The organism is Yersinia enterocolitica subsp. enterocolitica, assembly GCF_901472495.1.
In the GTDB taxonomy this organism is placed as follows: domain Bacteria; phylum Pseudomonadota; class Gammaproteobacteria; order Enterobacterales; family Enterobacteriaceae; genus Yersinia; species Yersinia enterocolitica.
In genome coordinates this window covers 309,411-336,204 of record NZ_LR590469.1, presented here as the reverse complement: position 1 = coordinate 336,204, position 26,794 = coordinate 309,411, and the positions used below count along the sequence as shown (strand labels likewise).

Genomic DNA, 26,794 nt, shown 5'->3' with positions numbered 1-26,794 from the left:
TTCAGCCCACATAACCGAATTGTTAATAACCAAATATGCTGAAAACAGTCTAAAACAACATTGTTATGACTTAAGGCCATTCGCAGGCCGCCTTACCCTAGCGACAAGCCAGTATATCGGTTAACATCAAAGACCCTTTAATCGACATAAAGAAAGCAATTTCCCACTATGGCTCAAGTCGCGAAAAAAATATTGGTGACGTGCGCGCTACCATACGCTAACGGTTCTATTCATCTCGGTCACATGCTCGAGCACATCCAGGCAGACATCTGGGTCCGTTTCCAGCGAATGCGCGGCAACCAGGTTCATTTTATCTGTGCAGATGATGCCCACGGCACCCCAATAATGCTGAAAGCTCAGCAACTGGGTATCGAACCGGAGCAGATGATTGCCGAGATGAGCCAGGAGCACCAACAAGATTTCGCCGGTTTTGCTATCAGTTATGATAACTATCACTCTACCCACAGTGATGAAAACCGTGAACTGTCGAGCCTGATATACAGCCGCCTAAAAGCGAATGGCTATATCAAGAATCGGACTATTTCTCAGCTCTATGATCCTGAGAAAGGGATGTTCCTGCCCGATCGTTTTGTCAAAGGCACTTGTCCCAAGTGTAAATCACCGGATCAATATGGCGATAACTGTGAAGTTTGTGGCGCAACCTACAGCCCGACTGAACTTATCGACCCCAAATCTGCGGTTTCTGGCGCGACGCCGGTCATGCGCGAATCTGAGCACTTCTTCTTCGACTTACCTGCATTTAGCGATATGTTGCAAGCCTGGACACGTTCCGGCGCACTGCAAGAACAAGTTGCAAATAAAATGCAGGAATGGTTTGAATCGGGCCTGCAACAGTGGGATATCTCCCGTGATGCCCCTTACTTTGGTTTCGAAATACCAGATGCGCCAGGTAAATATTTCTACGTCTGGCTTGATGCACCTATCGGCTATATGGGTGCTTTCAAAAACCTGTGCGATAAGCGTGGCGATTTAGATTTTGATGAGTTCTGGCGTAAAGACTCTGAAGCCGATCTGTATCATTTCATTGGTAAGGACATTGTTTACTTCCATAGCCTGTTCTGGCCAGCGATGTTGGAAGGCAGTAACTTCCGTAAGCCAACCAACCTATTCGTTCATGGTTATGTCACGGTAAACGGCGCAAAAATGTCGAAATCTCGTGGCACATTCATTAAAGCGGGCACTTACCTGAAACATCTGGATGCCGATTGTCTGCGTTATTACTACGCCGCCAAGCTGTCCTCTCGCATCGATGATATTGATTTGAATCTGGAAGATTTCGTCCAGCGCGTCAATGCCGATATCGTCAACAAAGTGGTTAATCTGGCCTCGCGTAATGCAGGTTTTATCAATAAGCGTTTTGCTGGCAAGTTAGCCGATCACCTTGCTGACCCTGCGTTATATAAAACCTTCACCGATGCAGCAACCAGTATTGCCGATGCGTATAGCAACCGTGAATCAAGCAAAGCAATTCGTGAAATTATGGCTCTGGCCGATATCGCCAACCGCTATGTTGATGAACAAGCACCTTGGGTAGTGGCAAAAGAAGAAGGCCGTGATGCCGACTTGCAAGCTATTTGCTCTATGGGTATCAACCTGTTCCGAGTGCTGATGACTTATCTCAAGCCGGTGCTGCCCGCACTGACTGAACGCACTGAGGCTTTCCTCAATACTGAATTAACTTGGGATAGCATTGAACAACCCCTGTTAGACCATCAGATTAATGCCTTTAAAGCACTGTTTAACCGCATTGATGTGGATAAGGTGAACGAAATGGTTGCTTCTTCTAAAGAAGATATGGCGGCAGCTGTCGCGGTAACCGGCCCATTAGCCGATGACCCCATTCAGGAAACCATCAGTTTTGATGATTTTGCTAAAGTAGATATGCGCATCGCGCTGATTCAAGAAGCAGATTTTGTCGAAGGCTCAGATAAACTATTAAAACTGAAATTGGATCTCGGCGGTGAAACCCGTCAGGTCTTCTCTGGTATCCGCTCAGCTTACCCTGACCCTAAAGTATTGGAAGGTCGACTCACTGTCATGGTGGCAAATCTGGCTCCGCGCAAAATGCGCTTCGGTATTTCTGAAGGCATGGTGATGGCTGCTGGCCCTGGCGGTAAGGACATCTTCCTGCTCAGCCCTGACAATGGTGCTCAGCCAGGTATGCAAGTGAAGTAATCCTATACTAGCACGCAAAAATGCCGGTCTTGGAGCAACCAGACCGGCATTTTTTATAACCAATAGATTAATCCTGCTGTTATCGCTGCTGATCCATCGACATGCATTGCCGTTCCCGCTGCCAGGCTTCCAACCAAAACAGCATATTAATAAATAAACTTAATGAGAAGATCAGGAATAAAATATTATCCAGCAAGGAAATTTTAACGAGAGCATTAATAATAATATTCTTATGATGTTTTACTGCTACGAAACCTGACGAAAAAAACCAGAACACACCGACAGAACCCACTATATTTAATACCACAACCGGCCAATGCCATTTGGCTAATAAAAAGAAAATCCACGACAATATCATCAGAGATATAATGGCATCATCCAATTCAAAAATTAGGAAAAAACTTAGGTATAATAAGCCAAAACAAATCAGTGCCAACCCAAATGGATACTCATTAGGTAAGGCTGAAGCTAACTGTTTTCTACGTTCACATGTGGGCAGTTTTATATCATAAATATTTATAGCAATAAAATAGAGCAAAAATAAACCTGATAAACATAATGCTAATAAGCTGTGCGAGAAATAAAAACCGAATGGAAGAAGGTGAAATATTAATAAATATGGGCTTAACCTTTGGCTAGCTAAACGGTATGAACAAGGTAGCAAAAGCACCAATGAAAGTACTGCCAGAAAAGATGAAACAGAAAAATCCAGAATTTCATCAATCAAGTCTGGAAATAAAATAGTGACCAGAAAGATAATTGTTATTAGTACCAGCGCGTAGCGGAAAAATAAAAAAAGACATTCACTACGAGACATATAACGACATATGAGATTATTAATGCAATAACTCAAATTCAGCTGTGTTATATCAGCGCTATCCTTTCTTGATTTATATAGGCTGCTAATTTTAACCATGGTGACTTTAATCCTTTAAATATCATTAAACTTAAAATGGTGAAAATTCATTTTTGTTATGGTAGCTAACCTCTATTATTTTATTCTTATGACTCAATCCTATTTAGAATATCAGGACTGAGTAAGCAGCGAAATAAAATATTATCGCTAATATTTGTCTCAAAAAATATAAGGTTATAAAGTTCCTCCGAGACAAACCACTAAGAGCAAAAGGTTATTAGCTCTATTTGCACTCATTATACTCACCTTCCCCCGGTACTTTGCTGCTTATTTAAGCTGTCCAAACTAAAAGTTATAACGCGAGCCAAAAATTCATAACAAAGTTAATTCCTTATCAAAATAGTTATGGTTATGATGCTACACAGAGACAGATAGACATCTAGACGCAAAGATAGCCATAACAATGAATGATAGCACCATACACATTGCATAACTTATCAACACCATGACGGAGTTCCGGATGAAAAAAATTGCTTCCCCATTACTGGCCCTGAGCCTGTTGACGGCACTGCCAGTATTCGCTGCGGACACCGCCACGGTAGCCCCTATTCCTGATGCCATTGCTAAGCATCAAGGGCAAATTAAAATTGCGGTGATCCGTAATTTAGGTTCCGACGACAACACCACTCAATTCCTATCTGGTGTATTGAAAGAAGGCAAAAAACTGGGTTTCAAAGTCGATACTTTCTTAAGTAATGGCGATGACGCGCGTTTTCAGGACTTTGTTAATCAGGCTATCAGCCAGAAATACGACGGGATTATTCTTTCCCAGGGCCGTGACCCCTACTCGACTGAACTGGTAAAACGCATTGTGGCGAACGGCATTGCCGTGTCTGTATTTGATACCGCCATTCAGGGTGATATCCCCGGTCTGACCGTCACTCAACAAGATGATGCTTCACTGACTAATGAATCCTTCGGTCAGCTGGTCAAGGACTTCAACGGTAAAGCAAATATTATCAAACTCTGGGTAGCCGGATTCCCACCGATGGAACGTCGCCAGGCCGCTTATCAAGCACTGCTGAAACAAAACCCAGGTATTACCGAACTGGAATCTATTGGTGCTGTTTCATCCGATGTTCAAGGCGATACCGCGAATAAAGTGGGGGCAGTCTTGGCGAAATACCCAAAAGGAAAAATCGATGCAATTTGGGGGACTTGGGATGCCTTTACTCAAGGTGCTTATAAAGCCTTGCAAGAAAACGGCCGTACCGAGATCAAATTGTACAGCATTGATATCTCGAATCAGGATTTGCAGTTGATGCGCGAAGCGAATAGCCCTTGGAAAGTCAGCGTTGCCGTCGATCCTAAGCTTATTGGTGCCGTTAACTTACGTCTGGTCGCCAAGAAAATTGCCGGTGAAGAGACCCCTGCCAGTTATGAATTCCGCGCAGCCTCTATTCCACAAGCACTGCTGGTGAGCCAACCTGGCCCAGTTAATGTTTCCGGTTTGAGTAAAATTATCCCTGGCTGGGGTCAGTCAGATGATTTCAACTCACCTTGGTTTGCTACCCTTGCTGCCAAAAATGGTCAGTAGTCAGACCGCTGAAAAAATCAAATGAAGGGGAATCGTGCCATTGGGGTCGCTATTAGCTTTAAATACAAGCGGCGCAAGCCACCGAAGTGCCCCCAGGTACGGTAACCCCTTTACTCAGCAAACTATCAATAGCTTTGTCATTAATCTCGTAGTGCGTCATTAAAGACCCATGCGAAAAATTGATTTGGAGTGAAATAAATGGCAGCGCAAGGAGTTTTGCCAACACCTGAATACAGCTGCAATATGCGGCTGATTGGTCATAGTGATCAGGGTGGAAAACCCGATGGCGTGCAGGTGATGGTGCATCGTGGTTTCGCTTATGTCGGCCATATGGTGTCCCAGGGCGTTTCGATTATTGATGTACGAGATGCAAAAAAACCACGTCCGGCTGGTTTTATCGCCGCGCCACCCAATACGTGGAATGTACACTTACAAGCTCATGATGACCTGCTACTGGTCATTAATGCCCGTGACTTGTTTGCTGACGCTAGTTTTGCCGAAGAGAAAGTGTATTACACCCGCTCAGTGGCCCAAACGATTAGTACCCGGCAAGAAGGCCGTAGTTGGAGTGCCGGTTTACGTATTTTTGATATTTCGGTACCGAACAAGCCCCGCGAGATAAGTTTCCTGCCACTTGATGGTATAGGTATCCACCGTATCTGGTATGTCGGTGGGCGCTGGGCCTATGTTTCTGCGCTGCTCGACGGCTACAGTGATTATATTTTTCTAACCATTGATTTGGCTGATCCGCAAAAACCACAGGTTGCTGGGCGTTATGCTTTGCCCGGTATGCATACCGCTGCGGGCGAACAAGCCAGCTGGCCTGAAGGTAAGCGCTATGCATTGCACCATGCCATTATCAGCGGTGATACAGCTTACGGCAGTTGGCGTGATGGTGGCCTGACACTATTAGATGTCAGCGACCGCACTGAGCCAAAACTTATCAGTCATCGTAACTGGAGCCCCCCTTTTGGTGGCGGGACTCATACTGCGCTTCCCCTGCCAGATCGCGACTTACTGGTGGTGCTGGATGAAGCAGTACTGGATAATCAAGAGGATGGCGAGAAACATATTTGGGTATTTGATATTCGTGAGCCGAGCAATCCGGTGAGTATTTCAACCTTCCCCGTGCCTGATGAGCGAGATTATGTCAAAAAAGGCGCACATTTTGGCCCGCATAATCTGCATGAAAACCGTCCTGGCAGTTTTATCAGTTCATCGCTGATTTTTGCCACTTATCAGAATGCGGGGGTTCGGGCCTATGACATCAGCAACCCCTATCAGCCGAAAGAAACTGGCGCTCTGGTGCCCGCTGCACCGGAAAAAATGATGGATAAACGACCTGGTCGCCCACAAGTGATTCAGTCATGTGATGTGTTTGTTGATGCTCAAGGGATTATCTACAGCACTGATTATAATGGCGGGCTATCTATCATCGAATATTTAGGTTAAAAATCTATAAATAGCTGGTCGATTCAGGTCGATCTGCTATTTGCAAAAAAAATTTCCTCCCCCCCTCTCTTTCGCTCCTGCAATAGTCTACTGTAATTGGCTGAGTCGCGTCGTAATGCTGTGCGTGCCATTCTTTTTATTGGCAATAATCCGCATAGAAACAACTTATTACCCATAATTAAAAAATAAGAAAATACCATGAAAGGATTTCCATCGCGTGTCACTAACCTGCTAATTGCCTCGCTGGTGTTGACCATTGGCCGAGCGGTAACGCTTCCGTTTATCACTATCTATTTGGCCGAACATTTTCAGCTAGCGCCAGACAAGGTTGGGCTGGTGTTGGGAGCAAGTTTGACCTTGGGGATTTTCACCAGCCTGTATGGCGGTTATCTGGTGGATAAATTCAATAAAAAGCGCTTGATTTTGCTGGCAATTACCCTGTTCTCTGCCACCTTTTTTACCTTGCCGTGGATTGAACATCCGGCGTGGATTATCCTGATTTTAGCATTGCTGCATTCGGCATACTCAGTCTATGGCATCGCTATTAAAGCCTGTTTTGCCGACTGGTTGCCAGTCAATGAGCGCATCAAAGCCTTCTCGGCCAACTACACACTTGTCAATGTTGGCTGGGCGGTTGGCCCAGGATTGGGTGTTTTGGTCGTCAGTATGGGGCCGCAAGTCCCCTTTATCATTTCGGGCATACTGGCGTTGTTGGTTGCCATCACACTGAAATTTAGAATCGACAGTGCAGATATGTCGGTCACGGAGCATACGCAGACTGAATCTGTACCAGATTTCCGCCAAACATTTCGTATTTTGCGCCATGACAAACGACTGATCTATTTCACCGTCGGCAGCATGCTCAGTGCCATTGTCTTTGGTCAGTTCTCCGGCTATTTATCTCAATACCTGATTACTGTTTCTGATGCCAAATTTGCTTATCAGGTAATTGGAGCTGTGATGACGGTCAATGCGGCCATTGTCATTACCTTGCAATACCTATTAAGTCGCCGTATGAATCAACAGAACTTAATGCGCTGGCTAATGCTAGGGACGCTGTTCTTTATTATTGGTTTGTTCGGATTTATGGCCGCGCAACAGTCAATCCCCGTGTGGATGCTAGCAATGGCGATTTTCTCATTGGGTGAGATTATTGTTATCCCAGTCGAATATCTGTTTATCGATTTTATTGCACCCGCGAATCTCAAAGGCAGTTACTATGGCGTACAGAACCTCGGTCAATTAGGTGGCGCGGCGAATCCGGTACTCTGCGGTTTTCTGTTAGCCTATGCCGCACCGGAGATGATGTTCTACATGTTGATTGTGGCGGCTATTTTAGGGTTGGTATTTTTCTATCGTGGCTACCAATTAGCCAAATCGCCAGCCCAGCAACCCTCTCAGTTGCAAGACGAGTCGTAATTGGCATAATTCCATAAAAATTATTCATAGTGTGATACCTAGCACAGTGTTAACGTAAATTGTATGATGAATACATTCCGTCACTCAGGACTCTTTTTATGCGCAATGTGACTTCACTTGGCTGGCAGTATCTGCGGGCTTTCGTTATTATTTATCTGTGTTTGTGGGCAGGTAAAGCAGTGACCTTACTGCTGCCCATCAGCATCCCCGGCAGCATCCTCGGGATGCTGATTTTGTTTGCCCTGCTTTCCTCACAGATTTTGCCTTCGACATGGGTAAAGCCCGGTTGTCACCTGCTAATTCGTTACATGGCGCTGCTGTTTGTGCCGATCGGTGTTGGCGTTATGCAATATTATGACCAGCTCACCAAGCAGTTTGGCCCGATCGTAGTTTCCTGCTTTGTCAGTACCTTGGTGGTGATGTTGGTCGTCGGCTACAGCTCGCATTTTGTCCATCGTGAGCGCAAGGTGATAGGTTCTCCCACTCATACCGAGGAGGACAAATGATCAGTAACTTATGGTGGTCGCTGCCACTCACGTTAATTGTGTTCTTCAGCGCACGCCGTTTGGCCCGCTGGTTGAAAATGCCTTTGCTGAACCCTTTGCTGATATCAATGGTTGTTATCATTCCATTGTTGTTGGTGACACATATGCCTTATGCCAATTATTTTGCAGGCAGCAAAGTACTAAACGACCTGTTGCAGCCGGCCGTGGTGGCGTTGGCTTTCCCGCTGTATGAGCAATTGCATCAAATTCGCGCGCGCTGGAAATCAATCATTAGCATCTGTTTTATCGGTAGTATAACCGCTATGGTCAGTGGCACTGCTGTGGCCCTGTGGATGGGGGCAACCCCTGAAATTGCCGCCTCGGTATTACCTAAATCTGTTACCACGCCTATTGCTATGGCGGTGGCCGAATCTATTCATGGTTTACCGGCCATCAGCGCAGTGTGCGTTATTTTTGTCGGGATTCTGGGGGCGGTGTTTGGCCACAGCTTGTTGAATTTGTTAAAAATTACCACCAAAGCTTCGCGCGGTCTGGCAATGGGGACTGCATCGCACGCCCTGGGTACCGCTCGCTGTGCTGAGTTAGATTTTCAGGAAGGGGCATTCAGCTCACTGGCCTTGGTCATTTGTGGGATTATCACCTCACTGCTAGCGCCCTTTTTGTTTCCGGTGCTGCTACATTTATTTGGCTAACATCGCAGTATAAATTTGAGGTACATCTCCCATTTGAGATTTTACTTGCATGAATTTCATATATAACGGGATCTGTGTCACACCAAGAAAGCCCCAAGCTGCCTAAAATAGTTTCCCGTAACTATTGGAGAGAACCTTATGCAAGCACGTTTTCATGACGCTTGGGCTAAGTTGCCCGCCTCGCTGCAATCCGCACTTGAACCTATCATGAGCGCAAACGATTTCCCGACAATGCTGACAGCAGATCAAGTGAAAGCGGTGAAAACTATCAGCGGATTAGATGATGATGCGCTGGCATTTGCCTTGCTACCCCTGGCCGCCGCTTGTGCATTGACACCCGTCTCTAATTTCAAGGTCGGGGCTATTGCTCGCGGTATCAGCGGCAATCTCTATTTCGGTGCCAATATGGAGTTTAGTGGTGCCCCATTGCAACAAACCATCCACGCCGAACAGTGTGCCGTAACACATGCCTGGTTGCGCAATGAGGCCAGTCTGGTCTCTATTACCGTCAATTACACGCCGTGTGGCCATTGCCGTCAGTTTATGAATGAACTAAACAGCGGAACCGGCCTGCATATTCATCTGCCAAACCGCCCAGCATCGACTCTGGGGCAATATTTGCCCGACTCTTTCGGCCCGAAAGATTTGAATATCACTACCCTGCTGATGGACCCTGTCGATCACGGCTATAAAATTACTGAAACTGATGTCCTGACTCAGGCAGCACTTGATGGCGCAAACCACAGCCATGCGCCTTACAGTAACTCCCATAGCGGTGTGGCATTGGAGGCCGCTGACGGCACTATTTATACCGGGCGCTATGCAGAAAACGCAGCTTTTAATCCAAGCCTGCCACCGCTACAAGCGGCGTTAATTATGGCGAATATGTCTGATAAGAATTGTAATTCTATTCGCCGCGCAGTGCTGGTTGAAGGTAATAAACCGGTGTTGACTCAGTGGAATGCCACCCAAGCAACGCTGGCCACATTAGGCTGTAGCGATGTAAAACGCGTGACATTTTAAACAGATAAAACCGCAACGGGGTTACCTGCTAACCCCGATAAACACCAACTGTGCAACGCCATTTGTTGGTTAACTACTCCCCATTACGTAATAAAAACGCACCTCTCAGTTGAGGGGGAATACATTGGGGATCCAGTCCACAGTATGAAGTGGGTGGTTGATAAGGTGTGACTTTGAACTCTTGTTTACTTTTTTGTATTGCCATTGAAGAGGCGATATAACATCGCTCTTGATTAATTACACCCCCTCTACTTTCAATCTCTTTTGTGATGCGAATAACCATCGGCCCATTGTCATTGCGCTCACCTAAAGCGATGCACAAATCATCATTCGAAAGACCAGATAAATCTTCTACTGGTATTGTATAGCTTGAGCAAGCTGATAGCAGAAGCATCAGAGTAATAACACTACATTTATCCATTTTTATTTTCATCGATTATTTTAACACTACAGGGTGCGCATTTAGCCCGACAGGAATTTAATTTATATAAATTATCTAACATAGTCTTACTTTGGTGATACTCGATTGTTATTTAATAAAATTTTTTAATTTAATTAATTCTTACAGTTTTAATTCAAGGGTGAAAATCGCATTTCTCCCTTCAAATTAAAAGAGCTATTGAATAACTGTTATAGTTTCATTTATATAAACAGTGTCGGCTTATCGCCAATAATCACGTGGGAATGCGCGCCAACACTACGATTTAAATCATTTCGATACGTAAAAAAATTTTTTAACAAAAATACAGCTTTACGGACTTACTCCATGAATGTGATACAACCCACATTTACTGCTAGCCGACATATTTAACTAACAAAAGCTGTACATTTTTTTCTTATCTTTTAGGATCAGGGTAACGACTTGATAACGTTTAAGAGTGAAACTCATGGAACTTGAATACGAAAGTAAACGCCCCCTGTACATCCCCTACGCTGGCCCGATCCTATTAGAATTCCCTTTATTGAACAAAGGTAGCGCCTTCACCAATGATGAGCGCAGCCACTTCAATTTACACGGCTTATTGCCAGAAGCGGTTGAAACCATCGAAGAACAGGCTGAACGTGCTTATCGTCAGTATCAGGATTTCAAAAACGACGACGATAAACATATTTATCTGCGTAATATTCAAGATACTAATGAAACCCTGTTTTACCGCCTGCTGGAAGCGCATCTTAGCGAGATGATGCCCATTATTTACACCCCGACGGTCGGCGAAGCTTGTGAACACTTCTCCGACATCTATCGCCGCGCGCGCGGGTTATTTATCTCTTATCCGAACCGCGAACACATTGATGACATGCTGCAAAATGCCACCAAGCAAAATGTGAAAGTTATCGTGGTTACTGACGGCGAACGCATTCTCGGCCTTGGCGACCAAGGTATCGGCGGCATGGGGATTCCTATTGGCAAATTGTCACTGTATACCGCCTGCGGTGGTATTAGTCCGGCGTATACCTTGCCAGTGGTATTAGATGTGGGCACCAACAACCCCCAACGTCTGAACGACCCGCTGTATATGGGCTGGCGTCATCCGCGTATTTCCGGCGATGAATATTATGCCTTTGTTGATGAATTCATTCAGGCAGTCAAACGCCGCTGGCCGAATGTATTGTTACAATTTGAAGATTTTACTCAGAACAATGCCACGCCGCTGCTCAACCGCTACCGTGATGAGCTGTGCTGCTTCAATGATGATATTCAGGGCACAGCAGCGGTCACATTGGGTAGCCTGATTGCGGCAAGTCATGCCGCTGGCAGCCAGTTGCGCGACCAAACTGTCACCTTCCTCGGCGCAGGTTCAGCCGGTTGTGGTATTGCTGAGCAGATCATTGCGCAGATGATTTCGGAAGGTCTGAGTGAAGAACAAGCTCGGGCGCGTGTCTTTATGGTCGACCGTTTCGGCCTGTTGACTGATAAACTGCCTAATCTGTTGGATTTCCAAAGTAAATTGGTGCAAAAAAGCGATGCGTTGCAAAGCTGGAATCTAACCAGTGACTCAATCTCATTGCAGGATGTGGTTCGTAATGCCAAACCTACCGTGCTGATTGGGGTTTCTGGTCAGCCGGGGTTATTTACCGAAGAGTTGATCCGCGAGATGCACAAGCACTGTGCGCGCCCGATAGTGATGCCACTGTCGAACCCCACTTCACGGGTAGAAGCGCGGCCAGAAGATATTATTAACTGGACGGATGGCGCAGCATTGGTCGCAACAGGTAGCCCCTTCTCACCGGTCAGCTATAAAGAGAAACTGTATCCAATTGCACAATGCAATAATTCTTATATCTTCCCCGGCATTGGTTTGGGGGTGCTGGCATCCGGTGCCAAGCGTGTCACCGACGGCATGCTGATGGCCGCCAGCCGTGCATTGGCGCAGTGTTCACCGCTGGCGCAAAACGGCGAAGGAGCATTACTACCCAATATCGATGATATTCAGGCGGTGTCAAAAACCATCGCTATGCAAGTAGGGAAAGCTGCGCAGTTGCAAGGTGTCGCTATTGTCACTTCTGAGGAAGCATTAGCTAAGGCCATTGAGCACAACTATTGGCAGCCACAGTATCGGACTTACAAACGAACCTCGTTCTAGTTATTATCCGGCCTGCGCTACTGCTCAGGCCGGTGATAGACTAACTCTCTTGTCATCAGTTCCCCCTTAATCATTAATATAATAAGAAGAAACTATTGGCATGATATCGGTGGGTACAGTAGCCTTGCAGTATCACCAGTGAATTGAATGCATCAAAGGCCAGAGAATGTGGAAACGCCTGATTATTAGCTTAATTATCATCGCAGGGTTGCTGATGGTGACAGCTATTGCGCTCGATCGCTGGATCAGCTGGAAAACAGCCCCTTTTATCTACGATGAACTGCAAGACTTACCGCACCGGCAGGTTGGTGTGGTATTAGGCACGGCTAAGTATTATAAAACCGGTGGTATAAATCAGTTTTATCAATACCGCATCCAAGGGGCGCTAAACGCCTATAACAGTGGCAAAGTCAGTTACTTACTGCTGAGTGGTGACAATGCGCTACACAGTTATAATGAGCCGATGACCATGCGCCGCGATTTGATGGCCGCCGGTGTGCCCGCCTCTGACATTGTGTTGGATTATACCGGTTTCCGCACACTAGATTCTATTGTGCGCACTCGAAAAGTATTTGATACCAATGATTTTATTATCATTACTCAGCGTTTCCATTGCGAGCGGGCGTTGTTTATCGCTATGCATATGGGGATTCAAGCGCAGTGTTTTGCTGTGCCGTCCCCCAAAGATATGCTCAATGTTCGGGTACGTGAGATCTTTGCCCGCCTCGGCGCGCTGTCAGATCTCTATATTATGAAACGCGAGCCACGCTTCCTGGGGCCATTAATCCCTATTCCGGCAGTACACGTGATACCGGATGATGCGCAAGGTTACCCCGCTGTATCCCCTGAGCAACTGGTTGAACTGGAACACCGGCTGGCAGAAGAAAAAGCGAAAAAACCTGCACCTGCACCTGCACCTGCACCTGCACCTGCACCTGCACCTGCACCTGCACCTGCACCTGCACCTGCACCATGATTTTGAATGCGCTTTTGTTTTGCGTCAATAACGATCAAAAGCGCCCCCCACTACTCCCTTTGCCCTAAAAACGCCCCGACATCACTTTCAACCTCCCCCATCTCTTGCAATAACTGCAAGGTCTCCAGCGCTTCATCCTCATCCAGTCGGCTCATGGCAAACCCCACATGCACCAAAACCCAATGACCGATTAATGCTAAACTCGCCTGCTCATCCGCTGCCACCAGCATAATATTGACCGAGCGGCGCACGCCACAGACATCCACCCATGCCGTGCCTGGTTGAGTGTCATCCAACGCGACAATTTGCCCAGGGATCCCTATACACATAATCCGGCTCCCGCAGTATCTCGGCATAAAAAAAGCAAATTCATTCCACCTCCAACCGCTTAATTATCACGCCATCATCAGCCGCCCCAATACGTAAGTGGCTGCCCGCACATAACGGGCAACGAGTCACTTTGCTGCTGAGCAAATTAACCGCTTGCTGGCAGTCATGGCACCACACTTGTGATGGCTGCTGGCTAAGATGCAAAACACAGCCTTCCGCCAAAGTGCCACGACACACTAACTCAAAACAGAACGCCAGTGCCTGCGGCTCGACACAGGAAAAAGCACCGGTTTCCAGCCACACGCCGGTAATTCTCTGTGCACCGTGCAACCGTGCCTGCTGTTCCATCATGGCAATAGCATTTTGGCACAAGGTAATCTCATGCATGACTGTTCTCCCACTATGGATTTCTCTGGCAAAATCAATGCAAAGACGATGCCAGTAATACCGGCCATATCATGGATATCTATATCCATTTTAACAAATTGATAAATATTAATATTTTCCAAAATCACTTGGGTATAAATTCACGATATGAATCTTCACTGTCGAAGTGTCATCCGACAGTGAAGATTTCGTCACTATTGTCGACACTTCACGCTAGCAATCCCTCTGTTTTTACTGCCTTTTAAATGCCTGCCCTTTATCTGCAATCACCTTAATGCCCTGCTGGCGCGGCTTCACTACTCTTTTGCATTGGCGGTCACCGTGCTGGCACAGAATATGCTTTGGAGCTGAGAAATGATTGCTATCAGCCTGACTGTCACCAGATTTTTGTCCCGGAGGGTATAGCCATGAACCGCTTTGTGATTGCGGAACCGAGGCTTTGTATTGGATGCAATACCTGCATGGCTGCTTGCAGCCAGGTGCATAAAGCCAAGGGTTTACAACAGCATCCCAGATTGACTGTTATGCGTAACGCCACGGTCACGGCACCGATTCTCTGTCGTCACTGTGAAGATGCATGGTGTGCGCGGGTTTGCCCGGTCAATGCCATTACCCTGACCAATAACGCGGTCGAATTGGATGAAACCACCTGTATCGGCTGCAAGCTCTGCGGTATCGCCTGCCCGTTTGGTGCAATCACACCGGCGGGCAGTAAACCCTTGGCAGTGCCAGAAAATTTCCCTGAATACATTCCGATGCCCCTGCTATCTGATGTGCCATTTAGCCCGGCCAACATGAATCCGTTCCTTGCCTGGAATGCCGGAGTACGTGCTGTTGCCGTGAAATGCGACTTATGCAGCTTCCAATCTCAGGGGCCGGAATGTGTGCGGGTCTGCCCGACTAACGCCTTAATGCTGGTGGATGAGCACAGCATTGAACAGGCAAATCACGCCAAGCGCCTGGCCGCCGCCAGTGGGTTTGCCAACGAGCTGCCCTTTATGGCCGTGGACACCTCGTCAGCTATCTCTCACGAGGAGCAGAAAAGATGATGAATTCGCTTGAGCTATTGTGGCTCTCCTTACTACTTTATCTGGCTGGCGCACTGCTTTCTCTGCTGCTGGCACGACGAGAAACACTCGCGATTTATGCCTCCGGATTGGCGTCATTGTTAGGTGGCCTTGCGGGCTTGTTTGCTGCGGCCCCCACTCTACTTGACGGCGGGATTATCACCTTCACCACCGCTGGGCCATTCCCGTTTGTCGCATTTAGTTTGCGTCTTGATCCATTAGCCGCATTTATGCTGATGGTCATCTCACTATTAGTGGTGATAACCGCGCTCTATTCACTGGCCTATGTGCAGGAATACAAAGGGCGCGGGGCGTGGGGAATGGGGGTGTTTATGAACCTATTCATCGCCTCAATGGTGGCGTTGGTGGTGGTGGATAATGCTTTCTACTTTATTATTTTTTTCGAAATGATGTCGCTGGCGTCTTACTTCCTGGTGATTGCCGATCAGGATGACGATGCCATCAGCGCGGGTTTACTCTATTTTCTGATTGCCCACGCCGGTTCCGTGCTGATTATGATTGCGTTCTTCCTGCTGTACCGACTGAGCGGCAGTCTGGAGTTTGCCGCCTTCCGGCAGGCTAATCCGCAACCCATTATGGCCTCGGTTATCTTCTTATTGGCTTTCTTCGGTTTTGGTGCCAAAGCAGGGATGCTGCCACTGCATGGCTGGTTACCACGGGCGCACCCTGCTGCCCCTTCCCATGCTTCTGCCCTGATGTCCGGCGTGATGGTGAAAATAGGCATCTTCGGCATCATCAAAGTCGGCATTGATTTGCTCGGTGCCAGCCAACTGTGGTGGGGTGTGGTGGTGCTGGGCTTTGGTGCCGTATCCTCAGTGCTGGGCGTGCTGTACGCATTAGCCGAACACGACATCAAACGGCTACTGGCGTATCACACGGTTGAGAATATCGGCATTATCCTGATGGGGGTCGGTGTCGGTATGATTGGTATTGCCAGCCATCAGCCGGTACTCGCCGCGCTGGGTTTACTGGGTGCGCTCTACCACCTGCTTAACCACGCCGTCTTCAAAGGGCTGCTGTTTCTCGGGGCTGGTGCGGTCATTTATCGCTTACACACCAAAGACATGGAAAAGATGGGCGGGTTGGCCCGAATGATGCCTTATACCGCACTGGCCTTTCTGGTGGGATGTATGGCGATTTCAGCCCTGCCGCCATTCAATGGTTTTGTCAGTGAATGGTTCACCTACCAATCACTGTTTACCATGACCAAAGACGGCGGTTTTATTATCCGCCTCGCCGGGCCAATCGCCATTGTGATGCTGGCAATCACGGGTGCATTGGCGGCCATGTGTTTTGTGAAAGTTTATGGCATCAGCTTCTGCGGCCTGCCGCGTACAGAAAAAGCCGCCCTTGCGCGCGAAGTCCCCTGGCCGATGACCACCGCCATGCTGTTGTTGGCGCTGCTTTGCCTGGTTTTGGGAATAGGTGCCACTCACGTCGCTCCGGTGATTGGCCGCATTGCCTCCAGCTTGATAACTGCCCCTCCGGTGCCTTCTTTACAGGTAGCGCAAGGCGCGGTGTTATTCCCACAACACAGCTCTCAGGCCATGCTGTCCACCCTATATATCTTCTTTGGTTTATTGATTTTGCCGCTGGTGATTCTACTGGTCGCCAGCTTATACAGAGGCAGCCGCCTGGCATTTCGTCATGCTGGCGACCCGTGGGCTTGCGGTTATGCCTATGAGCAGGCCATGACTGTCTCGGCCGGTGGCTTTACTCAACCCCTGCGAGCCATGTTTGCCCCGCTCTATCGACTGCGTAAAACACTCGATCCCGCCCCGATGATGCAGCGTGCGCTGGAATATTCCATCAGTGGTGCGGGCCGGGTGGAACCTGTCTGGGATGACAAAATAGTGGCCCCGCTTATCCGTTCTATCCAATGGCTCAGCCAACGAATTCAATGGCTGCAACAGGGTGATTTCCGCCTCTACTGTCTGTATGTGGTCGCCGCGCTGGTAACCCTGCTGATTATTGCGGCTATTTAAGGAGACGAGCAATGCCAACTACTGATATGCCTGCGCTCTCTATGATTGCTTTCGCCATCGGGCAGGCGCTGGTGATGCTGGCGCTGGCACCGCTGATGGCGGGGATTTCGCGCATGGTAAGAGCCAGAATGCACTCGCGCCGTGGGCCGGGCATCCTGCAAGAGTATCGAGATTTAGCCAAGCTACTGAAACGTCAGGATGTGGCACCGGCCAATGCTGGGATTATTTTCCGGTTGATGCCCTATGTACTGCTGGGCAGCATGTTATTGATTGCTATGACGTTACCCATTTTCACGCTGGCCTCCCCCTTTGGCGTGGCAGGCGACCTGATAGCTCTGCTGTATCTGTTCGCGCTGTTTCGCTTCTTCTTCTCACTGGCAGGTCTGGATAGCGGCAGTATCTTCGCCGGTATCGGTGCCAGCCGCGAGTTGACGCTGGGGGTGTTGGTTGAACCGACACTAATCCTTTCACTGCTGGTGGTGGGGCTGATTGCTGGCTCAACCAATATCGGCACCATCAGTACTACCTTATCTCAAGGGCACTGGCAGTCACCGACCGCAACGGCTCTGGCGCTGTTGGCCTGCGGTTTCGCCGTGTTTATCGAAATGGGCAAAATTCCGTTCGATGTCGCTGAAGCGGAACAAGAGCTACAGGAAGGGCCACTGACCGAATACTCCGGTGCGTCACTGGGCTTGGTCAAATGGGGCATAAGCCTGAAACAGGTAGTGGTGGCGCAGCTTTTCCTCGGCGTATTTATCCCGTTTGGCAAGCTGGCGGTACTGAGTGGGCCGGGCTTGCTGTGGGCGCTGGTGGCCTGTGTTATTAAATTGGTGGTGGTATTTGTACTGGCCTCCATCGTGGAAAACAGTATTGCCCGTGGGCGCTTCCTGTTGACCTCCCGTGTTACCTGGCTGGGGTTTGGCGTCGCTGCCTTGTCTCTGGTTTTCTATCTCACCGGCCTTTAAGGAGCTAATAAACCCATCATGGATAACCTGGCTCTTATAAATTCAGTCCTGATAAACATCGCCCTTGTAACGATTCTGTTGCCGTTTGCCGGTGCCATTCTCACCGCCTGTTTGCCACAGCAATGGGCGAAATGGTCTTGTACTTTCTTCTCACTGCTGGCCACCCTCGGCACCATTCTGCTGGCTTATGTCTATCTGAGTGGCGGCAAGGTTGATGTCACTTTTGATCTGATTCATTACGGTGATATGGCACTGTTCGGTCTGACCATCGACCGCATCAGCACCTTAATTGCTTTCGCCGTGGTATTCCTCGGCTTGCTGGTCAGTATCTATTCCACCGGCTATCTGACATTAGGTAATCGCGAGCACCCGCACGAAGGCACCAACCGCTACTATGCGCTGCTATTGGTATTCATTGGCGCTATGGCAGGGCTTGTCTTATCATCCACCCTGCTGGGACAGCTGTTCTTCTTTGAAATTACCGGCGGCTGTTCGTGGGGGTTGATTGGTTACTACCAGAGCCAGAAGTCACTGCGCTCGGCGCTAAAAGCCTTGCTGGTTACCCATGTGGCAGCCATCGGCCTGTATTTGGCGGCAGCAGTGCTACTGGTCAATACCGGCACCTTTGCTTTAACGGCACTGGCGCAACTGGACCACACCACCAAAGTCATTGTATTCGGTGGCATCCTGTTTGCCGCCTGGGGGAAATCGGCCCAGTTACCACTGCATATCTGGTTACCGGATGCGATGGAGGCCCCGACCCCAGTCAGTTCCTATCTGCACGCCGCGTCGATGGTCAAAGTCGGCGTCTATATCTTCGCTCGCGCCATCTACTCCGCCGGTGATGTGCCGCAGATTATCGGCACTGTCGGTATGGTGATGGCGGTTATTACTTTGATTTACGGTTTCTTTATGTATCTGCCGCAAAAAGATATGAAGCGGCTACTGGCCTACTCCACCATCACCCAGTTGTCTTACATCTTCTTCGCTCTGTCGTTGGCTATCTATGGCTCAAAACTGGCCTTTGATGGCGGCATTGCCTACATCTTCAACCACGCATTTGCCAAGAGCCTGTTCTTCCTGGTCGCCGGGGCGCTGAGTTACAGCTGCGGCACCCGTATGTTGCCCAAACTTAAAGGCATCATGGGCAAAATGCCACTGCTGGGCGTCGGATTCTGTGTGGCTGCACTGGCCATCACCGGGGTACCGCCATTTAACGGTTTCTTTAGTAAATTCCCCATTTTTGCCGCCGGTTTCTCACTTTCTCATGAACATTGGCTGCTGATACCGCTGCTGGTACTGGCGTTGATTGAATCGGTTGCCAGCTTTGGCTGGTTCCTCTACTGGTTCGGACAAACTGTACCAGGCAAGCCGTCAGAAGAAGTCGCCAGTGCCAAGCCGCTGCCATTAGCCATGCAGGGTGTGCTGGTAGTGCTGGTGGTGATGTCGGTGTGTTCAAGTTTTATTGCCGTCGCCTGGCTCGGATAAGGGAGTAAAAAATGACCGGAACACTTATTGTCAACAATTTGGTCGTCAATAATCTGGCAGGCCTGCTGATCATTACCTCGCTGCTGGTGATTATCGTGAAAAAACCCGCCACATCAGCGCTGTTTTATGCTTTGCAGTCACTGGTCTTGGTGCTGATTTTCCTGGTATTAGCCGAAACCTTGCACGCCCACGAGCTGTATATGTGGTCGCTGACCGCTTTTATCACCAAGGTGATATTGGTGCCGTGGATTATGTATCGCGCATTTCGCCAGATGGAAGACCCTAAAGCCAACGGCGGCGTGGTAGGTACCGCTGGCCTGATATTTATCGCCGCCATCATCATTTTATTGAGCTACTTCGTGGTCGAGCCAGTGCAATTGCCGATGGTCAGTGCGCTAAAACCGGCATTGGCAGTGTCACTTGGGCACTTCCTGATTGGCCTGCTGTGTATCGTCACCCAACGCAATATCCTGAAAAACATCTTCGGTTACTGCCTGATGGAAAACGGCGCGCACCTGATGTTGGCATTGTTGGCTTTCCGCGCGCCGGAGTTGGTCGAGGTAGGTATTGCCACTGATGCCATCTTCGCCGTGATTGTGATGACGCTAATGGCGCGCAAAATTTACCGCACGCTGCATACGCTGGATGTTAAACAACTGACAGCGCTAAAGGGGTAATAAAATGAGCAATACTGACCTGCTGCTGTTACTGCTGGCGATACCTCTGATAGCCTCGCTGCTGGCATTTGCTTGCCGTGCCTTGGGGAGTGCCGCCCGCATGGCAACCACCTGGGTACATTTTGCAGGCATCAGTTTACTGCTGATAGTGGCATTGACGGTAGTGTGCCGGGTGGCAGTGGGCGGGGAAATTCTGGCGGTTCACCATTGGCTGCATATCGACAGCCTCAGTGCGCTGTTCCTCGCTATTTTAGGCGTTATCGGCTTTATCACTGGCCTTTACTCCCTTGGCTATATGCGCCATGAAGTGAATAACGGTGAAATTACTGTCAGCACCTTGTGTAATTACTACGGCTTTTTCCATCTGTTCCTGTTCACCATGCTGTTGGTGGTAACCAGCAATAACCTGATTCTGATGTGGGTTGGCATTGAAGCCACCACCCTCAGTTCGGCCTTTTTGGTGGGATTATACGGCCAGCGTTCCTCACTGGAGGCGGCGTGGAAGTACATTATTATCTGTACCGTTGGTGTGGCGTTCGGGCTGTATGGCACGGTATTGGTGTATGCCAATGCTGCCAATGTGCTGGCCGACCCCGGCAGCGCTATCTTCTGGACGGTGGTCGCCGAGCATGCCAAAGAGCTAGATCCTAGCCTGATGCATCTGGCATTTGTCTTTATCCTGATTGGCTTTGGTACCAAAACCGGGCTGTTCCCAATGCACTCCTGGCTGCCGGATGCTCACAGCGAAGCCCCCAGCCCCACCAGCGCCTTGTTATCCGCGGTATTACTCAACTGCGCCCTGCTGGTGATCATTCGCTATTACATCATTATCAGTGCCGCCATCGGGCCACATTTCCCACAAATGTTGCTGTTGGTGTTCGGCATGATGTCGGTTGCCGTCTCTGCATTCTTCATTCTGGCACAGCGCGATATGAAACGTTTGTTGGCTTACTCCAGTGTAGAGAACATGGGGTTAATCGCCGTGGCCTTAGGCATTGGTGGCCCACTGGGTGTATTAGCCGCACTGTTTCACACCATGAATCACAGCCTGGCAAAAACCTTACTGTTCTGCGGTTCTGGCAATGTGCTGCTGAAATATGGCACGCGGGATATGGGTGCTATCAAAGGCATTATCCGTGTGGCTCCGCTCACTGCGGTGATGCTGGCCGGTGGCGCATTGGCGTTGGCGGGAATGCCGCCATTTAACGTGTTTATCAGTGAATTTATGGTGGTCGCCGCAGCGATTAAAACCGGCCATATCACCTTAGTTATTGTGTTGCTATTGCTGCTCACTTTGGTACTGGCGGGGTTGGTACGCATGATCGCCAGCACGGTGCTGGGTACCCCACCGACGGCGGTAAGCAAAGGTGAACTGGGTATTCTGACTACCGCGCCGATGGCGATTCTATTATTGCTGATGCTGTTGCTCGGGGTGCATATTCCCACGCCAGTGACCCGCTTGCTGACTGATGCGGCGCAGATTGTCCTCAATAACGACAGCCGCGACCCTATCCAACCACCCTTTATGTTGCCATGGCAATTGCCCAGCCCAATAAAAGACATTTCTCCGGCCCTATTGACCCCATCCATCGCAGATACGCACGCCGCTCTGCCATTCACCCCGACTCGTCAGGAGATGTAACGTGACTCACGAAACACCTACTTCAGCTCTTTTGGTTTCAGAACAGCCGGTTTCAGGGCAGCCACACAGCGGTGAAAAACTGGGAGCCGCCTATGTGGCCCAGCTGCGAGAACAATTTCCAACTGTAATTCTTGATGAAGAGTGGCAAACCCCTGATCAACTGACGATAACCATCAAACTGAACAGCCTGCCGGATGTGGTTGAACACCTTTATTATCAACAAGGTGGTTGGTTATCTGTGCTATTTGGTAATGACGAGCGCAGTTTGAATGGCTATTTTGCCATCTACTATGTGCTGTCAATGGAAGGCCGCGAACAATACGGCATTGATACGGGTAAAAAGTATGGCGATAAGTGCTGGGTAATTGTCAAAGCGCTGATTAGCCCCGAACGGCCCGAGTTCCCGTCCGTGACACCACGAGTTCCGGCAGCCGTCTGGGGTGAGCGCGAAGTGCGCGATATGTATGGCCTACAACCTATTGGCTTGCCTGATGAGCGCCGTTTAGTGTTGCCCGATGATTGGCCAGACGACCTCTATCCGCTGCGCAAAGACACCATGGATTACCGCCAGCGCCCGACTCCCACCAGCAACACTGAAACCTATCAGTTTGAAAACGAAGCGGGCAGTAGCAGCCGGGTGGTGCCCATCGGCCCGATGCATATCACTTCTGATGAGCCAGGTCACTTTCGGCTGTTCGTCGACGGCGAAGACATTATCGACGCCGATTACCGCCTGTTTTATGTCCATCGTGGCATGGAAAAACTGGCTGAAACCCGCATGGGCTACAACGACATCACTTTCCTATCAGATCGCATCTGTGGCATTTGCGGCTTCACCCACAGCGTGGCTTATACCTCATCGATTGAAAATGCGCTCGGCATTATCGTGCCACCGCGGGCGCAGATGATCCGTACCATTTTGCTGGAAGTAGAACGGCTACACAGCCATCTGCTCAATATCGGTTTGTCCTGCCACTTTGTCGGGTTTGATACCGGTTTTATGCAGTTCTTCCGAGTGCGCGAAAAAGCCATGACTATCGCCGAGATGCTTACCGGCGCGCGAAAAACCTACGGCCTAAATCTGATTGGTGGGGTGCGGCGCGATATTCTGAAAGCCGACCGTATTAAAACGCTGCAATTAGTCTCAGAGATACGCGCTGATATCAGCGAGCTGGTGGATATGCTGATGAGCACCGCCAATATCGAGCAGCGCACAATGGGCGTTGGCATGCTGGATCGCAAAATCGCTCGTGATTTCAGCCCAGTTGGCCCGATGATCCGCGCCAGTGGCTATGCACGCGATATGCGCCACGACCACCCTTACGCCAACTACGCCAATATCCCGAAAGAGCTGTTTAGCCTTGATGGCTGTGATGTGCATTCGCGCCTGTTGGTGCGGGTGCGGGAGTTCTTCGACTCGCTGGTAATGATTGAGTACGGGCTAAACCATATGCCGGGCGGGCCGTTGCTGGAGGAGAAAGTCCACTATCAGCCGTATAAGTTTGCCCTTGGTTTCTCGGAAGCGCCGCGTGGCGAAGATGTCCACTGGAGCATGACCGGCGACAATCAGAAGCTGTTCCGCTGGCGCTGCCGCGCCGCCACTTACGCCAATTGGCCGGTGCTGCGCTACATGCTGCGCGGCAATACGGTTTCTGATGCGCCATTGATTATCGGCAGCCTCGATCCCTGCTATTCCTGCACTGACCGGGTGACATTGGTGGATGTACGCAAGCAGAAATCCGTCACCGTGCCGTACAAAGAGATCGAACGCTATGGCATTGAGCGCACCCATTCGCCGCTCAAATAGAGGGATGAAGAATGTTAAAACTGTTTAAAACCATCCTGAAAGTCGGCGATACCACGGTGAAATATCCGTTTAAGCCACTTGAGGTCAGTCACGGATTCCGTGGCAAACCACAATATGATGCCGAGCAATGCATTGCCTGCGGCGCCTGCACTATGGCCTGCCCCGCCAATGCGCTGACGATGGAGACCGACCTTGCTAAGGGCACTCGCCAGTGGCAATTGTTCCTCGGACGTTGCATTTTTTGTGGCCGCTGTGAAGAAGTCTGCCCGACCCGCGCCATTGTGTTATCACAAGAGTTTGAACTGGCAGTATTCAATAAAGCCGATTTATATCAGCGCGCCACCTTTACTCTCGCCCATTGCCAGCAGTGCCAGAAGCCTTTTGCGCCGAAAAAAGAGGTGGATTACGTCATGGCACTGTTGATTCATTCCGGGATGGGTATTGATGATGTCGAGCAACAGCGCCCCCATTTTGAAACCTGTCCTGACTGTAAGCGCAAACAGAACATTATAGGTAATGACAATGTCTCCATAAAAAATAATGTTTCCATGAATAACAGCATGATACCGAATCACCACCTTGAAGGGGGGAGCAATTGATGAGCCAACCACATTCATTGAAACCAGCTTGGGGCCATTACGTTAGCCAACCCGCTGCACTTGACTCTTCTATCGCCCAGTTAAAAGGCAAATTACTGAAAGATATCAAACGCTCGGCCTATGTGTATCGAGTGGACTGCGGTGGTTGCAATGGCTGTGAAATTGAGATTTTCTCTTCAATTACACCGCTGTTCGACACCGAGCGATTTGGCATCAAAGTGGTTGCCTCACCACGCCATGCGGACATTTTACTGTTCACCGGCGCCGTCACTCGCGCCATGCGCACACCGGCCTTACGTGCTTATGAATCCGCTCCTGACCCCAAAATTTGTGTCTCTTATGGCGCTTGTGGTTGCGGCGGCGGTATCTTCCACGACCTGTATTGTGTCTGGGGCGGTAGCGACACCATTGTGCCGATTGATGTTTATATCCCCGGCTGCCCTCCCACCCCGGCAGCGACCATTTATGGCTTTGCGGTCGCTTTGGGCTTGCTGGAACAAAAGTTAAAAGGTGAGGATCACCAGGAAGCCGCCGATGAACGCGTGGCGCTTATTCACCCTGATGCACCGCTAACTCTGCGGGTATTATTAGAACGTGAGGCCCGCCGTATGGCCGGTTATCGTCACGGGCGAGAAATTACCGACAGTTTCTTATCACTGCTGGTCAATCAACCGCTGCAAGGACTGGAACAGCGTTGCCAGAGTTACCTCCAGCAACAAGATGATCCGCGTTTAAGTGAGATATTTGCCAACCTGCAACAGATAACCCTGATGCAATTGGCGGGAGGGCATGTTAATGCCTAAAGTGATCTTTTATGCCCTGAACCAGAAGTTCCTCGACAGTGATGAAGACATGCCCGAACAGGCGCAACAAGTGATGTATTACTCACTGGCTATCGGCCACCATGTCGGCGTCATTGATTGCTTAAAAGCCATTATGGAATGTCCACTGGCTGAGTATGAGCAGTGGTTCAGTCAGTTACCCGAAGGTAAAGCTCGCCGCAAAATGGCTGGTTTGCTGAAATTTGGCGAAATCACCATCGACAGCACCCATACCCAATTGCTGGCCCAAGCCTTTGCGCCACTGGCACAGAATGCAGATTCATTGCATCAGCCCTGGAGCCAACAACTGCTGCAAACCCTGTACGATATTGAGCAGGAACCGGCAATTTATTTAATGGTGAAGCGCCGCCCATGAAACATCAATATCCAGTCACAAATATCGTGTTAACCGTCGGCAATAGCATGATGGGCGATGATGGCGCTGGCCCGTTACTGGCTGAGCGTATGACAGAGCAACCATTAGCTGGCTGGCACGTTATCGACGGTGGTTCGGCACCGGAAAATGTCGTGCATCGTATTCGCGCGTTGCAGCCCACCCGCCTGATTATTGTTGATGCCGCCGATATGGAGCTGCCGCCGGGTGAGATTCGCATCATTGATCCTGAGCGAATTGCCGAAATGTTCATCATGAGCACGCATAATTTACCGCTCAATTTTCTGATTGATCAGTTAAAGGAAGATATCAGCGAAGTTATCTTCGTCGGCATCCAACCTACCCTGGTGGCGTTCTACTTTCCGATGACCGAGCCAGTAAAACAGGCGGTAGAAACGGTGTATCAACAACTGCCACACTGGCAAGGTGATGGCGGTTTCGCACATTTATAGCTAAATGACGGCATGCCGTCGTCAATTTTGCCGACGTCATGCCTGCCGACAGTTTCCTGTTAATACTCCCTCCCGCATCAATATCCACTAATCCTTTATAAAACAATCATATTCATCCACTTTTACGCCACCATTTCAAGTTGGCATAAACCATGCAGTATGTAGGGCAATGAGCCAGATTAGCTGTTCTAAACGTGAATCTGCCAGATCTATCAATTTATCCCAATAGATTTCAAGGTGTAGGAAGGCGGCAAGCGAGTGCAGCCAACACACCTGCAACTTGAAAGATGAAGGGGGAGGAGAGAAAACAATGAACCGGTTCATCATCGCCGATCCAAAAAAGTGTATTGGCTGCCGTACCTGTGAGGTTGCCTGCGTGCTGGCACACAATGGCGGCAAACTGGACACCCTGACTAAAGCCAATTTCGCCCCGCGGTTGAAAGTGGTCAAAGGAATGAATGTCAGTACCACCATTCTGTGCCGCCACTGTGAGGATGCGCCTTGTGCCAATGTTTGCCCGAACGGCGCGATTGTGCGGGCGGCAGACAGCATTCAGGTGTTGCAGGAAAAATGCATTGGCTGCAAAACCTGCGTCGTTGCCTGCCCCTACGGTGCCATGAACGTGGTGACCAAACAGGTTGAAGTGATGTTCAACGGCCTCTCGCAGGGCTTTTGCCTGAAAGCTGAAGCGCAAAAGTGTGATTTATGTGAAGGGCGTGCCGCTGGGCCTGCCTGCATCTCGGTTTGCCCCACTCAGGCACTGCACCTGATTGGTCGTGACACCATGCAAGCCATGCTACGCAAGAAACAGCTGCGCGCCGCACTGGACGAAGCCAACGAGATGAACTTTTAGTCAG

At 49.4% G+C, this 26,794-nt stretch carries 25 protein-coding genes; 21 read left to right on the top strand and 4 right to left on the bottom strand.

The window, feature by feature from the left end; genetic code table 11:
• The first annotated feature begins 168 nt into the window (after positions 1–168).
• The gene (gene metG / locus FGL26_RS01620; RefSeq protein ID WP_005168315.1) at positions 169–2,196 is read left to right on the top strand and encodes a methionine--tRNA ligase; all 2,028 of its coding nucleotides are present in this window, start codon (positions 169–171) and stop codon (positions 2,194–2,196) included.
• Positions 2,197–2,275: 79 nt separating this feature from the next.
• Here the strand turns inward: metG and FGL26_RS01615 are convergent, their stop codons facing one another.
• On the bottom strand, positions 2,276–3,112 hold the full coding sequence (locus FGL26_RS01615) for a hypothetical protein (RefSeq protein WP_005168314.1): 837 nt from the start codon (positions 3,110–3,112) through the stop codon (positions 2,276–2,278).
• Between the two features lie 460 nt (positions 3,113–3,572).
• Here FGL26_RS01615 and FGL26_RS01610 point away from each other — a divergent pair, with 460 nt between their 5' ends.
• The 6 genes from FGL26_RS01610 (at position 3,573) to cdd (ending at position 9,741) form a co-directional block, all read left to right on the top strand.
• Entirely contained in the window at positions 3,573–4,649 is a 1,077-nt protein-coding gene (locus tag FGL26_RS01610) for a sugar ABC transporter substrate-binding protein (protein WP_005168309.1), read from the top strand.
• Between the two features lie 198 nt (positions 4,650–4,847).
• Positions 4,848–6,101, top strand: coding sequence for an LVIVD repeat-containing protein (locus FGL26_RS01605; RefSeq protein ID WP_005168308.1), 1,254 nt, complete (start codon positions 4,848–4,850; stop codon positions 6,099–6,101).
• 198 nt (positions 6,102–6,299) lie between these two features.
• Positions 6,300–7,520, top strand: coding sequence for an MFS transporter (locus FGL26_RS01600; protein WP_005168302.1), 1,221 nt, complete (start codon positions 6,300–6,302; stop codon positions 7,518–7,520).
• A 98-nt stretch (positions 7,521–7,618) separates the two neighbouring features.
• Positions 7,619–8,026, top strand: a complete 408-nt coding sequence (locus FGL26_RS01595) for a CidA/LrgA family protein (protein ID WP_005168301.1) — start codon at positions 7,619–7,621, stop codon at positions 8,024–8,026.
• Entirely contained in the window at positions 8,023–8,718 is a 696-nt protein-coding gene (locus FGL26_RS01590) for a CidB/LrgB family autolysis modulator (protein WP_005162334.1), read from the top strand. Before FGL26_RS01595 ends, FGL26_RS01590 begins: the two co-directional genes overlap by 4 nt.
• A 138-nt stretch (positions 8,719–8,856) precedes the next feature.
• Complete coding sequence (cdd, locus tag FGL26_RS01585; RefSeq protein ID WP_005168300.1) at positions 8,857–9,741, top strand: cytidine deaminase; 885 nt, start codon at positions 8,857–8,859, stop codon at positions 9,739–9,741.
• Positions 9,742–9,814: 73 nt separating this feature from the next.
• On the opposite strand, the gene FGL26_RS01580 is transcribed toward cdd, so the two are convergent.
• The gene (locus FGL26_RS01580; protein WP_032902617.1) at positions 9,815–10,162 is read right to left on the bottom strand and encodes a hypothetical protein; all 348 of its coding nucleotides are present in this window, start codon (positions 10,160–10,162) and stop codon (positions 9,815–9,817) included.
• Positions 10,163–10,628: 466 nt separating this feature from the next.
• Between FGL26_RS01580 and FGL26_RS01575 the strand changes: the two genes are divergently transcribed.
• Positions 10,629–12,326 (top strand): NAD-dependent malic enzyme, encoded by a 1,698-nt coding sequence (locus FGL26_RS01575; protein ID WP_138060208.1) that lies wholly within the window; start codon positions 10,629–10,631, stop codon positions 12,324–12,326.
• 166 nt (positions 12,327–12,492) lie between these two features.
• The gene (gene sanA / locus FGL26_RS01570) at positions 12,493–13,302 is read left to right on the top strand and encodes an outer membrane permeability protein SanA (RefSeq protein WP_032912676.1); all 810 of its coding nucleotides are present in this window, start codon (positions 12,493–12,495) and stop codon (positions 13,300–13,302) included.
• A 50-nt stretch (positions 13,303–13,352) separates the two neighbouring features.
• Here the strand turns inward: sanA and FGL26_RS01565 are convergent, their stop codons facing one another.
• Complete coding sequence (locus FGL26_RS01565) at positions 13,353–13,631, bottom strand: HypC/HybG/HupF family hydrogenase formation chaperone (protein ID WP_005168291.1); 279 nt, start codon at positions 13,629–13,631, stop codon at positions 13,353–13,355.
• Between the two features lie 40 nt (positions 13,632–13,671).
• Positions 13,672–14,019, bottom strand: coding sequence for a hydrogenase maturation nickel metallochaperone HypA (gene hypA / locus FGL26_RS01560; protein WP_005168288.1), 348 nt, complete (start codon positions 14,017–14,019; stop codon positions 13,672–13,674).
• Positions 14,020–14,426: 407 nt separating this feature from the next.
• Here hypA and FGL26_RS01555 point away from each other — a divergent pair, with 407 nt between their 5' ends.
• The 12 genes from FGL26_RS01555 (at position 14,427) to FGL26_RS01500 (ending at position 26,790) form a co-directional block, all read left to right on the top strand.
• Complete coding sequence (locus FGL26_RS01555) at positions 14,427–15,068, top strand: 4Fe-4S dicluster domain-containing protein (RefSeq protein ID WP_005168287.1); 642 nt, start codon at positions 14,427–14,429, stop codon at positions 15,066–15,068.
• A complete protein-coding gene (hyfB, locus tag FGL26_RS01550) occupies positions 15,065–17,092 on the top strand; it encodes a hydrogenase 4 subunit B (RefSeq protein ID WP_005168285.1) in 2,028 nt (675 codons plus the stop codon). The genes FGL26_RS01555 and hyfB overlap by 4 nt, the downstream gene beginning before the upstream one ends.
• 11 nt (positions 17,093–17,103) lie before the next feature.
• On the top strand, positions 17,104–18,057 hold the full coding sequence (locus tag FGL26_RS01545; RefSeq protein WP_005168282.1) for a respiratory chain complex I subunit 1 family protein: 954 nt from the start codon (positions 17,104–17,106) through the stop codon (positions 18,055–18,057).
• Positions 18,058–18,075: 18 nt separating this feature from the next.
• Positions 18,076–19,545, top strand: coding sequence for a hydrogenase 4 subunit D (locus FGL26_RS01540; protein ID WP_005168281.1), 1,470 nt, complete (start codon positions 18,076–18,078; stop codon positions 19,543–19,545).
• A gap of 11 nt (positions 19,546–19,556) precedes the next feature.
• The gene (hyfE, locus tag FGL26_RS01535; protein ID WP_005168280.1) at positions 19,557–20,222 is read left to right on the top strand and encodes a hydrogenase 4 membrane subunit; all 666 of its coding nucleotides are present in this window, start codon (positions 19,557–19,559) and stop codon (positions 20,220–20,222) included.
• A 4-nt stretch (positions 20,223–20,226) separates the two neighbouring features.
• On the top strand, positions 20,227–21,864 hold the full coding sequence (locus tag FGL26_RS01530) for a hydrogenase 4 subunit F (protein WP_005168279.1): 1,638 nt from the start codon (positions 20,227–20,229) through the stop codon (positions 21,862–21,864).
• Between the two features lies 1 nt (position 21,865).
• Complete coding sequence (locus tag FGL26_RS01525; RefSeq protein ID WP_005168278.1) at positions 21,866–23,671, top strand: hydrogenase large subunit; 1,806 nt, start codon at positions 21,866–21,868, stop codon at positions 23,669–23,671.
• Between the two features lie 11 nt (positions 23,672–23,682).
• A complete protein-coding gene (gene hyfH / locus FGL26_RS01520) occupies positions 23,683–24,270 on the top strand; it encodes a hydrogenase 4 subunit H (protein ID WP_005168275.1) in 588 nt (195 codons plus the stop codon).
• Positions 24,270–25,073, top strand: a complete 804-nt coding sequence (locus FGL26_RS01515) for an NADH-quinone oxidoreductase subunit B family protein (protein ID WP_005168270.1) — start codon at positions 24,270–24,272, stop codon at positions 25,071–25,073. Before hyfH ends, FGL26_RS01515 begins: the two co-directional genes overlap by 1 nt.
• Entirely contained in the window at positions 25,066–25,467 is a 402-nt protein-coding gene (locus FGL26_RS01510; protein WP_005168267.1) for a formate hydrogenlyase maturation HycH family protein, read from the top strand. The genes FGL26_RS01515 and FGL26_RS01510 overlap by 8 nt, the downstream gene beginning before the upstream one ends.
• Positions 25,464–25,937 carry a hydrogenase maturation peptidase HycI gene (gene hycI / locus FGL26_RS01505; RefSeq protein ID WP_005168265.1) on the top strand — a complete coding sequence of 158 codons (474 nt, stop codon included), beginning with the start codon at positions 25,464–25,466 and terminating at the stop codon, positions 25,935–25,937. The genes FGL26_RS01510 and hycI overlap by 4 nt, the downstream gene beginning before the upstream one ends.
• Positions 25,938–26,247: 310 nt before the next feature.
• On the top strand, positions 26,248–26,790 hold the full coding sequence (locus tag FGL26_RS01500) for a 4Fe-4S binding protein (RefSeq protein WP_005168263.1): 543 nt from the start codon (positions 26,248–26,250) through the stop codon (positions 26,788–26,790).
• The last annotated feature ends 4 nt before the right edge of the window (positions 26,791–26,794 follow it).

What these genes read in the sequence shown, in the direction of transcription:
- FGL26_RS01615 (WP_005168314.1), bottom strand. Translation starts at nt 3,112, where the DNA reads ATGGTTAAAATTAGCAGCCTATATAAATCAAGAAAGGATAGCGCTGAT.
- FGL26_RS01565 (WP_005168291.1), bottom strand. Translation starts at nt 13,631, where the DNA reads ATGTGTATAGGGATCCCTGGGCAAATTGTCGCGTTGGATGACACTCAA.
- FGL26_RS01595 (WP_005168301.1), top strand. Translation starts at nt 7,619, where the DNA reads ATGCGCAATGTGACTTCACTTGGCTGGCAGTATCTGCGGGCTTTCGTT.
- FGL26_RS01515 (WP_005168270.1), top strand. Translation starts at nt 24,270, where the DNA reads ATGAGCCAACCACATTCATTGAAACCAGCTTGGGGCCATTACGTTAGC.
- FGL26_RS01590 (WP_005162334.1), top strand. Translation starts at nt 8,023, where the DNA reads ATGATCAGTAACTTATGGTGGTCGCTGCCACTCACGTTAATTGTGTTC.
- FGL26_RS01575 (WP_138060208.1), top strand. Translation starts at nt 10,629, where the DNA reads ATGGAACTTGAATACGAAAGTAAACGCCCCCTGTACATCCCCTACGCT.
- hycI (WP_005168265.1), top strand. Translation starts at nt 25,464, where the DNA reads ATGAAACATCAATATCCAGTCACAAATATCGTGTTAACCGTCGGCAAT.
- FGL26_RS01605 (WP_005168308.1), top strand. Translation starts at nt 4,848, where the DNA reads ATGGCAGCGCAAGGAGTTTTGCCAACACCTGAATACAGCTGCAATATG.
- hyfH (WP_005168275.1), top strand. Translation starts at nt 23,683, where the DNA reads ATGTTAAAACTGTTTAAAACCATCCTGAAAGTCGGCGATACCACGGTG.
- FGL26_RS01610 (WP_005168309.1), top strand. Translation starts at nt 3,573, where the DNA reads ATGAAAAAAATTGCTTCCCCATTACTGGCCCTGAGCCTGTTGACGGCA.
- FGL26_RS01580 (WP_032902617.1), bottom strand. Translation starts at nt 10,162, where the DNA reads ATGGATAAATGTAGTGTTATTACTCTGATGCTTCTGCTATCAGCTTGC.
- metG (WP_005168315.1), top strand. Translation starts at nt 169, where the DNA reads ATGGCTCAAGTCGCGAAAAAAATATTGGTGACGTGCGCGCTACCATAC.
- FGL26_RS01600 (WP_005168302.1), top strand. Translation starts at nt 6,300, where the DNA reads ATGAAAGGATTTCCATCGCGTGTCACTAACCTGCTAATTGCCTCGCTG.
- FGL26_RS01500 (WP_005168263.1), top strand. Translation starts at nt 26,248, where the DNA reads ATGAACCGGTTCATCATCGCCGATCCAAAAAAGTGTATTGGCTGCCGT.
- FGL26_RS01555 (WP_005168287.1), top strand. Translation starts at nt 14,427, where the DNA reads ATGAACCGCTTTGTGATTGCGGAACCGAGGCTTTGTATTGGATGCAAT.
- hyfE (WP_005168280.1), top strand. Translation starts at nt 19,557, where the DNA reads ATGACCGGAACACTTATTGTCAACAATTTGGTCGTCAATAATCTGGCA.
- hypA (WP_005168288.1), bottom strand. Translation starts at nt 14,019, where the DNA reads ATGCATGAGATTACCTTGTGCCAAAATGCTATTGCCATGATGGAACAG.
- FGL26_RS01530 (WP_005168279.1), top strand. Translation starts at nt 20,227, where the DNA reads ATGAGCAATACTGACCTGCTGCTGTTACTGCTGGCGATACCTCTGATA.
- FGL26_RS01545 (WP_005168282.1), top strand. Translation starts at nt 17,104, where the DNA reads ATGCCAACTACTGATATGCCTGCGCTCTCTATGATTGCTTTCGCCATC.
- FGL26_RS01540 (WP_005168281.1), top strand. Translation starts at nt 18,076, where the DNA reads ATGGATAACCTGGCTCTTATAAATTCAGTCCTGATAAACATCGCCCTT.
- FGL26_RS01510 (WP_005168267.1), top strand. Translation starts at nt 25,066, where the DNA reads ATGCCTAAAGTGATCTTTTATGCCCTGAACCAGAAGTTCCTCGACAGT.
- cdd (WP_005168300.1), top strand. Translation starts at nt 8,857, where the DNA reads ATGCAAGCACGTTTTCATGACGCTTGGGCTAAGTTGCCCGCCTCGCTG.
- sanA (WP_032912676.1), top strand. Translation starts at nt 12,493, where the DNA reads ATGTGGAAACGCCTGATTATTAGCTTAATTATCATCGCAGGGTTGCTG.
- hyfB (WP_005168285.1), top strand. Translation starts at nt 15,065, where the DNA reads ATGATGAATTCGCTTGAGCTATTGTGGCTCTCCTTACTACTTTATCTG.